Raw genomic sequence first — 13,745 nt, 5'->3', positions numbered from 1 at the left:
TAGATTGGAAGATCAATTAAAAGATTTTATTCATTATATGGTTGTGGAAAAAGGATTGGCCAAAAATACGGTTGTATCTTATGAAAGAGATTTAAAAAGTTATGTAAAGTATTTGCAAAAGGTGGAACAAATGAAAACTTTTCATGAAGTGACTCGTATGCAAATCGTTAACTTTTTGCAGCATTTAAGAGAGAATGGAAAATCTTCAAAAACATTAGCGCGTCATATTGCATCGATTCGTTCATTTCATCAATTTTTACTTCGTGAACGAGCTGTAGAACATGATCCGTCAGTACATATTGAAACACCACAAGGGGAGCGAAAACTGCCGAAAGTTTTATCGGTAAGTGAGGTTGAAGCATTATTACAAACACCAAAGACGACGAGTGCTTACGGTATTCGAGATAAAGCAATGTTGGAGTTATTGTATGCAACAGGACTGCGTGTTTCGGAATTAATTGCACTCAACTTAGAGGATGTTCATTTAACAATGGGCTTTGTTCGCTGCGTCGGAAAAGGAAATAAGGAAAGAATTATTCCACTTGGAAGTTTAGCTACAGAAGCAATTCAGCGTTATATTGAAAAAGGAAGAAAAGAATTGATGGGAAAAAAGGCAGTGGATGCATTATTTTTAAATCACCACGGTAATCGATTATCTCGTCAAGGCTTTTGGAAGATTTTAAAACGTTTAGCAAAAGAAGCAAATATTGAGAAAGAGCTTACACCACATACATTGCGCCATTCTTTTGCTACACACCTGTTAGAAAATGGAGCAGACTTACGTGCTGTACAGGAAATGTTAGGACATGCAGATATTTCTACAACACAAATTTATACACATGTTTCAAAAACGAGATTAAAAGACGTATATAAGCAGTTTCACCCAAGAGCATAAGATGACTTATGCTCTTTTTCGTGCCATTTCGAATCAAAACGCTTTTAAGTAGGCAGAAAGTTCCATATGGAATTTTACAAGCATTGTTTGTACGGTTGTTTTTGTTAGATTCGAAATATAGCACGTATAGAAAAGAAAGGTATTTCACAAAAACTTCACAAACATTTCGTACATTGTTTTCAGCAGAAGGCTAGAATATAACTAGTGATTTCCTCTATACTAAATAAAGTACGAAGGAGGAAAATACAATGAAAAAATTTATAATTACTTTATTTATCGCAATGCTAGCTTTGGCTGGTTGCAATACAAATAAGGAAGAATCTCCAAAAAAAGAGAAACTTGAAGAAGTGAAGGTAGCAGTTCAAACAAATCCAAAAGAAGTGAAGCCAAATGAGAAAACAGAAGTGCAAGCACTTGTCACACAAGGAAAAGAGAAAGTAACAGATGCTGACGATGTGAAGTTTGAAATTTGGAAAGATGGCGATGAAAAGCATGAAATGTTAAATGGGAAGCATAAAGGAAAAGGGGTTTATGCTGTTGAAAAAACATTCCCTTCCGATGGTGTGTACCATATTATTGCTCATACAAATGCACGTGAAATGCATGTAATGCCAGAAGTAAAAGTGGCTGTAGGAAATGCGAAAGTTGAAGATGCAAAAAAAGGACATGATGCTCATGAAGCAGGACATGGTGACCATAAAAGTGATACAATGATTCACTTTATGGCTGGTGATGTGAAAGCAAATGCTGAATCTACACTGAAAGCTCATGTGAAACAAAAAGAAGAAGCGCTAACTAAAGCAGAAGTGCAATTTGAAATTTGGAAAGATGGTGTAGAGAAACATACATTCATCACAGCAAAAGAGGATAACAAAGGTGAATATGTAGGCAAATATACATTTAAAGAATCCGGTAAATATAAAGTGAAAGTTCATGTAAGAAAAGGTGATCTTCACGAACATAAAGAAGAAACAGTAGAAGTAAAATAAAAAACAGCTCATTAGGGCTGTTTTTTATTATTATAGTACGAAATAAGTCATAATTTTATTAGCGCTTTGCACCAGAATAGATTACAATAGAAATGTGAGGAAAATAAGAATTTCTACGAAAATGTATTAAAAAGAAAGCGCAAACATGTTATGATGTAAGTGCAAGAAGTCTGACATCTGACTTAGAAAAAACAGGAAAGTTTCTGTTTCATTTTATATCAGATGAGCAGAGTGAGAGAATGACTGAAAAATATGAGTTATATTCTTGAGCAAATGAGAGAATTCTCATTCGTAACAGTTTCACTTTACAGCGTTTTGAACATACTACAAGAAGTAGAACTGAACATATAGGAGGTTGTCATGATGCATAAATATAAACGTATTTTCCTAGTCGTAATGGATTCAGTGGGAATCGGAGAAGCACCAGATGCTGAAAAGTTTGGCGATGTAGGAGCTGATACATTAGGACATATTGCGGAGCATATGAATGGATTGAATATGCCAAATATGGTGAAGTTAGGACTTGGAAATATTCGTGAAATGAAAGGAATTTCTAAAGTAGAAAATCCACTTGGCTACTATACAAAAATGCAAGAAAAATCCACCGGGAAAGATACAATGACAGGTCATTGGGAAATTATGGGCCTTTACATTGATAAACCATTCCAAGTATTCCCTGAAGGATTCCCAAAAGAATTAATTGATGAATTAGAGGCGAGAACAGGACGCAAAATTATTGGCAATAAGCCTGCTTCTGGAACTGCTATTCTTGATGAACTTGGCAAAGAACAAATGGAAACAGGCTCTTTAATTGTATATACTTCTGCCGACAGCGTATTACAAATTGCGGCTCATGAAGAAGTAGTACCGCTTGAAGAATTGTACAACATTTGTAAAATTGCACGTGAATTAACATTGGATGAAAAGTATATGGTAGGCCGCGTTATTGCACGTCCGTTCGTTGGTGAACCAGGAAACTTTACACGTACACCAAATCGTCATGACTATGCGTTAAAACCATTTGGTCGTACAGTTATGAATGAATTGCAAGATAATAATTATGATGTAATTGCGATTGGAAAGATTTCTGATATTTACGATGGTGAAGGAGTAACAGAAGCGCTTCGTACAAAATCTAATATGGACGGAATGGATAAACTTATAGATACATTGAATATGGATTTTACAGGTCTTAGCTTCTTAAATTTAGTTGATTTTGATGCAATGTTTGGCCATCGCCGTGATCCAAAAGGGTATGGAGAAGCATTACAAGAATACGATGCACGCCTTCCAGAAGTATTTGAAAAATTAAAAGAAGATGATTTATTAATCATTACAGCAGACCATGGTAACGATCCAATTCACCACGGTACAGATCATACACGTGAATATGTACCATTATTAGTGTATAGCCCAAGCATGAAAGATGGCGGACAGAAATTACCACTTCGCCAAACATTCGCTGATATTGGTGCAACTGTAGCAGAAAACTTCGGTGTAAACATGCCAGAATACGGAACAAGTTTCTTAAAGGAATTAAAGAAATAGGAGGATATATTTATGAATCGTGAACTTATTACAAAATCAGCAACATACTTAAAAGAGAAATTTCAAGAAACACCAAAGGTTGGATTAATCCTTGGGTCTGGACTAGGTGTACTAGCAGATGAAATTGAAAATGCAGTGAAAGTACCATATAGTGAAATTCCTGAATTTCCTGTATCAACGGTAGAGGGACATGCCGGACAACTTGTATTTGGTACACTTCAAGGTGTTACAGTAGTTGCAATGCAAGGGCGTTTCCATTATTACGAAGGATATGACATGCAAAAAGTAACGTTCCCAGTTCGTGTGATGAAAGAACTAGGTGTAGAAACAGTCGTTGTAACAAATGCAGCAGGCGGTGTAAATACATCATTTGAACCTGGCGATCTTATGTTAATTTCAGATCATATTAACTTTATGGGACATAACCCATTAATTGGACCAAATGACGCTGAAATGGGTGTGCGATTCCCAGATATGTCTGAGTCTTACACAAAAGAACTACGTGTAATGGTGAAACAAGTTGCCGAAGAGTTAAATATTAAAGTACAAGAAGGTGTATATGTTGCGATGACAGGTCCAGTATATGAAACACCTGCTGAGATTCGTATGCTTCGTACATTAGGCGGAGATGCAGTAGGAATGTCAACTGTGCCAGAAGTTATTGTAGCGCGTCATGCTGGTATGAAAGTACTTGGAATTTCTTGTATTTCAAATATGGCAGCTGGTATTTTAGATCAGCCACTTCATCATGATGAAGTGATTGAAACAACAGAACGTGTGAAAGCAAACTTCTTAGCATTGGTAAAAGCGATTGTAAAACAAATGAAGGGGTGAGCTCACTATGAGAATGGTGGACCTAATTGCCAAAAAACGTGATGGACATGCGCTAACAACAGAAGAAATTAATTTTATTGTTGAAGGATTTACAAACGGTGATATTCCTGATTATCAAATGAGCTCTTTTGCAATGGCGATTTTCTTTCAAGATATGAATGAACAAGAGCGTGCTGATTTAACAATGGCAATGGTAAATAGCGGTGATACAATTGATCTCTCAGCAATTGAAGGGATAAAGGTAGATAAGCATTCTACAGGTGGCGTTGGGGATACAACTACGCTTGTACTAGGTCCGTTAGTAGCTGCTTTAGGTGTACCAGTTGCAAAAATGTCTGGACGTGGTTTAGGACATACTGGTGGTACAATTGATAAATTAGAAGCTGTGCCAGGATTCCATGTGGAAATTGAAAATGAAGAGTTTATTCGCCTTGTAAATGAAAATAAAATTGCTGTTATTGGACAAAGTGGGAACTTAACACCTGCTGATAAGAAGTTATACGCACTTCGTGATGTAACAGCGACGGTAAACTCTATACCACTTATCGCAAGTTCTATTATGAGTAAAAAAATTGCTGCAGGTGCAGATGCGATCGTTCTAGATGTAAAAACTGGTGCGGGTGCATTTATGAAAACGGATGAAGATGCAAAACGTCTTGCAGAAGCAATGGTGCGTATTGGAAATAATGTAGGCCGTAAGACAATGGCAGTTATTTCGGATATGAGTCAACCGCTTGGTGAAGCAATCGGTAACGCGTTGGAAGTACAAGAAGCAATTGATACATTGCAAGGTAAAGGTCCAAAAGATTTAGAAGAGCTATGTTTAACACTTGGAAGTCAAATGGTATACCTTGCTGGTAAAGCATCTTCTTTAGAAGATGCACGTAATAAACTTATTGAAGTAATGAATAATGGAAAAGCGTTAGACACATTTAAATTATTTTTAGCAGCGCAAGGCGGAGATGCTTCAGTTATTGATGACCCTTCTAAATTGCCACAAGCTAAATATAAAATTGAAGTTGAAGCAAAAGAAGACGGATATGTGTCTGAGATTGTGGCAGATGAAATCGGGACAGCAGCAATGCTTTTAGGTGCTGGACGTGCAACGAAAGAATCTGAGATTGATTTAGCGGTTGGCCTTATGCTTCGGAAAAAAGTTGGCGATAGCGTAAAACAAGGTGAATCGCTTGTAACAATTTATGCAAACCGTGAAAATGTAGAAGATGTGAAGACGAAGATTTATGAGAATATAAAAATTACAAAAAATCATGTCAAAGCACCTACATTAGTACATGGTATTGTAACGAAATAATAAGCGAAAAGCTGAGGAGAGTTCTCCTTGGCTTTTTTTATTACTTTTTGTTTATAATAGTAATGGGTGAAATTATGATTAGAATTTGTGCAATAACGAAAAAAGAAGAGATTTTATATGATGTTTCACTAGAGGAAACATCTCGTGAAGATATTATGTGGTATTGGCTTGATCTATATAAACCAACGAAAGAGGAATATACATATATTTTACAAGAGTATTTTAAATTCCATCCCCTTGCGATTGAAGATTGCCTTGAATATGTACAGAGGCCAAAAGTTGATTTTTATGATGGATATAATTTTTTAGTTCTTCATGCATTTGGAGAAGAAGGATTAGAACCGCATGAAATCGACTTGTTTGTTGGAGATCATTATATTGTTTCATTTCATTTCTCACATAATAACGCCATTGAAAGAGTGTGGAAAACACTTGGTGAAAGAAAGCGTATTAAGAAAAGTCCCCTCCATGTAGCACATACAATTATTGACCAAATCGTTGATGATTACTTCCCACCTGTATATTATATTGAGGATCATTTAAATGCAATCGATGATAATTTAACAGGGGATACAGCAGGATGTGTATTAGAAGAAGTATTTGAAATTCGTGCGGACTTATCGAAATTAAGGCGAACCATTATCCCAATGCGAGATTTATTATATCGCATTTTAAATTCAACTCGCTTTTACGGTATAAGCGATCATGAAATTTATTTTAAAGATATACATGATCATTTGCTTAAACTTACGGAAATGATTGAGACGAGCCGTGAATTAACAGCAGATATTCGAGATAGTTATTTTTCATTAAATTCACATCATATGAATAACATTATGAAAACATTAACAGTATTCTCAACAATCTTTATGCCATTAACATTTATTGCAGGAGTATATGGAATGAACTTTACACATATGCCTGAATTAGAGGGGAAGTATAGCTATTTTATTTGTTTAGCTATTATGGCATTGATAGGTGGCGGAATGATGGCTTGGTTTTATAAAAAAGGATGGTTTAAATAAAAACCACAGCTGGAAACTCCAGCTGTGGTTTTTAGCCGATAGCATGTAATACGAACATGGCTAAGAATAAACATGTAATGATGTACATAGACGGTGCGATGTCTTTACGCTTTCCAAGAGCAACTTTTAAGATAGGGTAAGCGATAAATCCGAACGCAATGCCATCGGCGATACTATATGTGAGCGGGATCATAACAATGATCAAAAACGCTGGAAATCCTTCTGAAAAATCATCCAGAGGAATTTCTTGAATGCTTGTAATCATCAGACCACCAATAATAATTAAGATAGGTGCAATGGCACTATCAGGAATGAGTTGGACAAACGGAAGAGCAAACAGCGATGCGAAGAATAACACCCCTGTAACGATAGACGTCAGACCTGTCTTTCCGCCTGCTGTAATACCTGCGGCACCTTCTACTGTTGAAACGGTTGGACTTGTACCAAATAGACCACATGTCATTGCGGAAATGGCATTCGCTTGATAAGCACGTGGGAATTTACGATTATCTTCCAATAATCCATGCAATAGTCCCATATTTTCAAAAATGAGCACCATGCTTAAAGAGAATGTTGCAATCCAAAATGGTAAGGACGAAAGCTTTCCAAATGACATGGCTCCAAATACATTACTGTAATTCGTAAATGAAAATGAGCTATTGCCTACCTCACTCGTATCAACAAGGCCGAATAGCCATGCAATGCCAGTTCCAATTGCAATTGTCCATAAAAAATTCCCACGTACGTTTCGAATAAATAGAACAAGAGCTACAATGAGAGTAAGCAGTGTAGCAAGAACAATTGGACTGCTCAATTTACCTAATGCAACAGTAGTATTCGCATTCGAAACGACTAAACCACCTTTTTGTAATCCAATAAACGCAAGAAATAAACCAATCCCAACAGTGATGGATTCTTTTAATGATTTTGGAATTGATAAAGATAGTATACGAGCAATTGGTGTAAACGCAGCTACGGCAAAAATTAGACCAGCAATGAAAACGGCTGCCAACGCTTCTTGCCAAGTTAATCCAAGCGTATGAACAGTGGTATACGTAAAGAATGCATTTACCCCCATACCTGGTACAAGAATTGCAGGTGCGTTTGCCCAAAAGGCCATCATAAGACATCCGACAAATGAACTAAAAACAGTTGCCAAAATCCCCGCTTCAAGTGGGATGCCGGCATCTGATAAAATAGATGCATTTACAATCACAATGTAAACGATTGTAAAAAATGATGTCACGCCAGCTAACATTTCTTGTTTTGGTGATGTGTGGTGTAGGTCTAATTTAAATGTTCTTTCAAGTATTCCTTTCATGTTAAACCTTCTTTTTTATATCCCTCTCCCACCCGTGATATCCCTTTTATTCAGGGCTCACCATCCTTTATTATATCAGAACATCATGTTTTTACAACAAATAAAATGAGAACGTTTACTTAAAAGTGAAATCCATTTATAAATAAGTAAAAATAGCACGAACAGAAGAAATGATTTCTAATTGTCCTGTTTGAATTGGAGGTGCTGCCTGCGCGTGTAAGGAAGTGTGAGACACCATTTCACGCGGTAGTTGTGCGGATTCTTCTGTAAGCGAGAGTGGGACGGGATTAATAGTTAAGTTATAGGTACTCGCAATGGCGCGAGCTTTTTCTACTGCACGTTGCAGAGCTTGCAGCAATGCTTGTTGATAATATTGATGTGGATGAGAAAGTTGAAAACGTAATCCTTTTGCTACATTTGCTCCGTTTGTTACAGCTATATCATATACTTCCCCAGCTTTTTGTACATTTAAAACGGTAATTTCATACAAATGTTCTACGCGGTATCCTTGTAGCAAAGCTTTATCATTTACATATTCATATTGGGGTGTAATGGTATAGGAAATTGTTTCGATGTCTTGATCTGCAATGCCAAGTGCTTTAAGGGCATCAAGGAGCTGTCTAGATTGCGTGGCATTTTCTTCTTGTGCTTGTTTTACATTTTTATGCTCAGTTCGAACGCCAATTGTTAACGTAACAATATTTGGTCTCACGCTAACAATCCCTTCACCTTGTACAGTAATTGTTGCTTTTTTATCATCATTATGGTGGCGAAGATTAGGTACATAATGGTTCATTCCACTTTGCATTTCTTTTCACCGTCCTTTTTATATGTATATGAAGGAAGGTATCTAAAAATTGTATGTAAAAAGTTACAGAAGGAAGCAGAGGTAGAAAGAAATCGTATACAATATAGGTGTTTATAGATTATAATTATGTATAAATATAATGAAAAAGGGTCGAGGATAGTGAACGAACAAAGAGAAGCGTTGATTTTAGATTTATCAGTATCATTTCGAAAGATGATACGTTTATTACAAACCGATATTAATACACGTTTTTCAGAGCATATGCCATATAATGAATTCTCTGTATTACGTGCATTATTTTTGAAGAGTCCACAAATGGCTTCGCAAATTGCGAATGAGGTAAATGTAACATCCAGCCATATTACAGCGGTAACAGATCGTCTTGTGCGAAAAGGATTTGTAATGAGAAAACGTTCGAATTCAGATCGTCGTATTGTATATTTAGAGATTACAGAACATGGACGAGAAGTAACGGAAGAACTCGAAGCGATACGTAAAGAATACTATAGAGATAAATTTAAAGATTGGAGCGACCAAGAAATAGAGATGGTATTAGAACTATTTGATCGCATATTATAATCAATTGAGGATAGGGAGCAGAAGCTTTCCTATTCTTTTTTTTGAATAAAAATATTTTGAAATTCCGATACTTTAATTAAAAAGTATCGGAGGAAAAATGATGAAGCAAATGATGTCGTTTGCCATTGTGATCGGAAGTTTTTTCTGCTTTCCCCCACTGTTGTATGCGGATACTCCTCTTCAAGTTATGCAAAAAGGAACAAAGTACATCGCAGATGATAATCCGGTGTTATATTCAAAATTATGGGTTCGCTCTATGCAAAATGCGGTATTATTTCATCATAGCGACAATATTCGTCATCAAGACACACTGCACAATGTAACAAGTTCAAGTCTAGTGAAAGCAAAGAAATTATCATTTCAGAAAGCAGCAGCATATATCCCAAGATTATCTCAATATGTTTCAAAGGTTGGAAAAGAAAATATTGCGGTATACTATATCGCCGTACGTTACAAGGTGAAAAAAGAAAATCCATATCAATTAAATGGCATGAATTATTTCCTACAAGTTTTTGTCAAAGAGCAAGGGAAATGGAAAATTGCTGAAAGTGTAGTCGCGCCAACAGAGCAAATCATACGTAATGGTGATGGATTTAGGATGAAAGAGGAAAAAGAGTATGGGGATCGGAGGGAGAATGTGAAATAGACTCTTAATATATATTAAAAAAGGCATTGTACGCAAACAATGCCTTTTTATTTCGTGCATATAAGAATTAAATAATTTATAACATATTTTTTGTCATGATATCATTTTTTCAGCAACTGCTATTTAATAAATAATTTTTTATTTTACGTATAAAGAAAGTTTATGTTTTAACAGTCGATGTAACATAACATATGCTAATAGACCAGATCCCATAAAATACATATAGTAAGACGGTGGAGATTCACTGCCAAAAGCATCAGCACCAAGAAGCGCAAAACAAAGAGAAGTACAGATTAAGAAATATTTATGAAGCTTTGGATATAGGAGTATTTTTCCGTTATGTTCGTTTGGAGCACGTCTATATAAATAAACACCTAATGGAAGACAAATAAGTATATAGATAGCAGGGCTTAAAAGTGTCCAAACGGGCGGGATTTGATGATAAGTAGGTCCCGTTTGTCTGTTTCCGAATCCATCTTCAAAAGAATCTCTCTGTGAATCATAGTCGTATTCAATATGAAAATATTCTAGAGGAGCTATTATACTCGTATTTTTTGTATACGTTGCATATTTAGCATAAATATCATTAAATTCCTTTGGTGATAAATTTACATGTAATGCAAAGAAAGGAAACACTAACTGAAAGATACATAAAGGAAAAATAATCATAATACAACTTAAAACACTCTGTGAAATCACATTTCCTGTAATCGTCCCAATAAAGAGCGTAAACGTATAAATTGCAATTAGCGTCATAATTACATAAGAAAAGTATACATGAAATGGTGAAAAGGATTGATAGTGAGCATGTATCGTGTTCTTGTATATAATATACATAAGAAGCCAACTAAAGATTAGCGCACCTACAATATGCACAATACCTAGCAACCATTTTGATAAAAATAAGTGTGAGCGCTTAAAGGGCATAGAACAAAGGAAATCAATTGTTTGATTGTTTCGTTCCCAGCCTATTAAGAGAATGGCTAATCCTATTAATAGAAGCGCCGGAAACAGTATAGGCTCAGCTCCATGTAAAGAATACATATAATAAGGATCAGATTTTTTTAAATGGAAATATTTAGCTATCTGTTCTGCACGTATATAATATTTATAAGGAAATATGTATAAAGTACTGAGCCAAAATAGCCAGATTACATATTTTCCTTGTTTGTAATTTCGTATCCATAATGCTTTTTGAAACATATATTTCACCTCAATTCATCTTTATCACACTATGTTAAGATAGTAAGACAGGGATACAAGGAAGAAGCATTGATGCTTGTACTCGTCCGATTGGTGAGGGCTGTTAATCAGTAAAGATGAAGAAAAAATTCACTGATTAAATTTTTACTTTATTTTCCATTGAGGAAAAACTTCCATTTTAATAGACGAGTAAAAAGAACATAGCTTATAATAGCAGCTAGGAGAAAACCAATATAATAGGAAAGAAGTGCATCTCGCCCTCCTAATATTCTGCCCCCAAGCAGTCCAAAACATAGAACGGTACAAAGGACGAACCATTTTTGTAAGTTAGGAAATAATAGTATTTTTCCATTTTGTTCGTTCGGCGAGTACGTATATAGAACAACTGCCATTGATAAAAAGATAATCATGTATGCAAGTGGTGTTAATAATGTCCAAAGAGAAGGTATGGAAATATATTCTATAGGATTGTTCTGTTGTACACTAGAAACTTTATTTCCTTCGTCATCAAATATTTCAATCGGATGGTAATCATAATTAATAGAAAAAGGCTCTAATGGAGAAACGATACTCATATGTCGTAAATATGTGTGAGTCTGAGATTCGATTTCTCTTAATGCTTCTACTGCTCCTTGTGTATGTGTGTAAATAAATCCAGAAATCAATAAACTTAAACCATAAGGTAAAAATAATAAAATGGCAGTTAAACTACTTTGAGCAAAAATATTTCCAGTAATGGTTCCGATAAATAGAGTGAACGTATAAATAGCAATGAGTACAACTGTAGCATATAAAAAATAACTATGAAACGGAGTGAAAGTTTGATATTCGTTATGAAACGATAGATGTTTGATTCCATACATAGCTAGCCAACAAATAATATGTACGATAATAATATGCAAAACGCCAAACAACCATTTTGTTAAAAAGATATTTTTTCGCTTAAAAGGCATGGAGAATAGAAAATCAGTGGATTGATTGTTTCGTTCCCATCCAATTAATAGACATGCCAGTATACTGATAATGATTCCTTGTTTAAAGAGGGTATCAAAAGTGTCAAAATAGTAAGAGTAATAATAAATATGGTCATTGATTTTTGCTTTTGAAAGGTGGAATTCTAGTTGTGCTGCCTTATAATATCCGTATGGTAGCAGATACAAACTACTTAACCAAAACAATAGAACAACATATTTCCCTTGCTTCCAATTTCGCATCCATAAAGCTTTATGAAACATAAACATCCTCCTCAAATGTCGTAACAAATATATCTTCAAGCGACATGGCCAATTCTTCAATAAGAAGTGGCTGCTCTTTATAAAATTTCTCAAGAGTTGCAGCTACGTTTCCCTCTATTAAAATGGTATATACCTTTCCGGTTTGATTTAATATTTTAATATTGCTTAAGTTTTCTAGTTTTTGAGGAAGGGACCGCTCATAAGCAACTTGGATTTTCGCATATCGTGCTTTTGCATCATCTAATGCGGTAATCGAAGAAATGGTATGATTTTTTAAGATGATAATTGTATCAGCAATTTTTTCAACTTCATCTAAATGGTGAGTAGAAATCAAAATCGTCATTTCTTTCTCTGCCACTTCTTCAACAAGAAATTGTAAAATTTGTTTTTTTACAATAGGATCCAATCCATTTGTTGGTTCATCTAAAATGATATAGTCAACTTTTGAAGCAAAAGCTAAAATGATAGCTAGTAAAGCTTTCATTCCTTTTGAATAACTGCGAATCCGTTTGTTTGGCAAGTGAAAGCGCTCTAATAGTTCGTAGAAATATTGTTCATCAAATGCTTTATAGACTGCTTTGTAAAACTTCACAATTTCTTTTACTGTATATCCGTTTAAAATATTCGTTGAATCAGGTACATAGGCCACTTTTTGTTTGATTTCTGGTTGTTTATGAACATCTACTTTTTCATATGTAACGGTTCCTTCGTCAGGGTTTAAAATTCCAACTAACATTCGAAGTAAAGTTGTTTTCCCCACTCCGTTTCGGCCGAGTAATCCAACGATACTTCCTTTTGATACAGTAAAAGATATATTCTCTAAAATAACTTGATTATCAATTGTTTTTTTCACATTTTTCACTGTTAACATTTGTATTCCCTCCTAACTCCTTATAATAAGCATCAATCCAATCATGAATTTTTTCTTTCGTAATCCCAAGGTAAGAAGCCTCTAATAATAATTGTTGGAATTGCTTTTCAACCATAGTGAGTTTCCTTTCGTCTAATATTGGTGTAATCGATTGGGAGACAAATGTTCCTTTTCCACGTAATGTTTCAATAATTCCTTGTCGCTCTAAGTCTTGGTATGCTTTACTCACTGTATTTGGGTTCACAATAAGTAAAGAAGCGAGTTCGCGTACAGAAGGGAGTTTCTCGTTTGGAGATAATATGTTTTTTAATATGAGTTCTTTTATATTTTGAACAATTTGTTCCCATATCGGAGTGCTGCTTCTTGGATCAAGTTGAATATGCAAGAGCAATGTCTCCTTCCTGATGAGTGTCTAGTGTACTAGTTTGTGTAGTACACTTAATACAATATATACAATAAAATAATTTGTCAACAGAAAA

14 protein-coding genes are annotated in these 13,745 nt (G+C 35.1%); 8 read left to right on the top strand and 6 right to left on the bottom strand.

All coding sequences use genetic code 11. From position 1 onward, the window contains the following. The first annotated feature begins 4 nt into the window (after positions 1 to 4). From xerD to corA, 6 genes are all read left to right on the top strand, one after another. On the top strand, positions 5 to 895 hold the full coding sequence (gene xerD / locus BCER98_RS14105; RefSeq protein WP_012095247.1) for a site-specific tyrosine recombinase XerD: 891 nt from the start codon (positions 5 to 7) through the stop codon (positions 893 to 895). 248 nt (positions 896 to 1,143) lie between these two features. Beyond that, positions 1,144 to 1,884, top strand: a complete 741-nt coding sequence (locus BCER98_RS14095) for a FixH family protein (protein ID WP_012095246.1) — start codon at positions 1,144 to 1,146, stop codon at positions 1,882 to 1,884. Between the two features lie 363 nt (positions 1,885 to 2,247). Next, positions 2,248 to 3,432 (top strand): phosphopentomutase, encoded by a 1,185-nt coding sequence (deoB, locus tag BCER98_RS14090; RefSeq protein WP_041809978.1) that lies wholly within the window; start codon positions 2,248 to 2,250, stop codon positions 3,430 to 3,432. 12 nt (positions 3,433 to 3,444) lie between these two features. After that, positions 3,445 to 4,266 (top strand): purine-nucleoside phosphorylase, encoded by an 822-nt coding sequence (locus BCER98_RS14085; RefSeq protein WP_012095244.1) that lies wholly within the window; start codon positions 3,445 to 3,447, stop codon positions 4,264 to 4,266. 7 nt (positions 4,267 to 4,273) lie between these two features. Further along, a complete protein-coding gene (locus BCER98_RS14080) occupies positions 4,274 to 5,578 on the top strand; it encodes a pyrimidine-nucleoside phosphorylase (RefSeq protein ID WP_012095243.1) in 1,305 nt (434 codons plus the stop codon). Between the two features lie 62 nt (positions 5,579 to 5,640). Next, complete coding sequence (gene corA / locus BCER98_RS14075) at positions 5,641 to 6,603, top strand: magnesium/cobalt transporter CorA (RefSeq protein WP_041810530.1); 963 nt, start codon at positions 5,641 to 5,643, stop codon at positions 6,601 to 6,603. A 31-nt stretch (positions 6,604 to 6,634) separates the two neighbouring features. Here the strand turns inward: corA and BCER98_RS14070 are convergent, their stop codons facing one another. Both BCER98_RS14070 and BCER98_RS14065 read right to left on the bottom strand, forming a co-directional pair. Next, the gene (locus tag BCER98_RS14070) at positions 6,635 to 7,924 is read right to left on the bottom strand and encodes an NCS2 family permease (protein WP_012095241.1); all 1,290 of its coding nucleotides are present in this window, start codon (positions 7,922 to 7,924) and stop codon (positions 6,635 to 6,637) included. 136 nt (positions 7,925 to 8,060) lie between these two features. Then, entirely contained in the window at positions 8,061 to 8,732 is a 672-nt protein-coding gene (locus BCER98_RS14065) for an SIMPL domain-containing protein (protein ID WP_012095240.1), read from the bottom strand. A gap of 159 nt (positions 8,733 to 8,891) precedes the next feature. Here BCER98_RS14065 and BCER98_RS14060 point away from each other — a divergent pair, with 159 nt between their 5' ends. After that, positions 8,892 to 9,311 carry a MarR family winged helix-turn-helix transcriptional regulator gene (locus tag BCER98_RS14060; RefSeq protein WP_012095239.1) on the top strand — a complete coding sequence of 140 codons (420 nt, stop codon included), beginning with the start codon at positions 8,892 to 8,894 and terminating at the stop codon, positions 9,309 to 9,311. Between the two features lie 100 nt (positions 9,312 to 9,411). Continuing rightward, on the top strand, positions 9,412 to 9,957 hold the full coding sequence (locus BCER98_RS14055; RefSeq protein WP_041809975.1) for a hypothetical protein: 546 nt from the start codon (positions 9,412 to 9,414) through the stop codon (positions 9,955 to 9,957). 138 nt (positions 9,958 to 10,095) lie between these two features. Here the strand turns inward: BCER98_RS14055 and BCER98_RS14050 are convergent, their stop codons facing one another. The 4 genes from BCER98_RS14050 to BCER98_RS14035 all read right to left on the bottom strand — a co-directional run bounded on the left by BCER98_RS14050 (position 10,096) and on the right by BCER98_RS14035 (position 13,651). Continuing rightward, positions 10,096 to 11,160: an ABC transporter permease subunit gene (locus tag BCER98_RS14050; protein WP_012095237.1), complete on the bottom strand. Its 1,065-nt coding sequence runs from the start codon at positions 11,158 to 11,160 to the stop codon at positions 10,096 to 10,098. A gap of 149 nt (positions 11,161 to 11,309) precedes the next feature. Next, entirely contained in the window at positions 11,310 to 12,395 is a 1,086-nt protein-coding gene (locus tag BCER98_RS14045; protein ID WP_012095236.1) for an ABC-2 transporter permease, read from the bottom strand. Beyond that, entirely contained in the window at positions 12,385 to 13,266 is an 882-nt protein-coding gene (locus tag BCER98_RS14040) for an ABC transporter ATP-binding protein (RefSeq protein WP_012095235.1), read from the bottom strand. Before BCER98_RS14040 ends, BCER98_RS14045 begins: the two co-directional genes overlap by 11 nt. Next, complete coding sequence (locus BCER98_RS14035; RefSeq protein ID WP_012095234.1) at positions 13,232 to 13,651, bottom strand: GntR family transcriptional regulator; 420 nt, start codon at positions 13,649 to 13,651, stop codon at positions 13,232 to 13,234. The genes BCER98_RS14040 and BCER98_RS14035 overlap by 35 nt, the downstream gene beginning before the upstream one ends. Positions 13,652 to 13,745: the final 94 nt, after the last annotated feature.

This window comes from Bacillus cytotoxicus NVH 391-98 (genome assembly GCF_000017425.1).
GTDB classification, from domain to species: Bacteria; Bacillota; Bacilli; order Bacillales; family Bacillaceae_G; genus Bacillus_A; species Bacillus_A cytotoxicus.
This window is presented reverse-complemented; position numbering and strand designations above follow the sequence as displayed.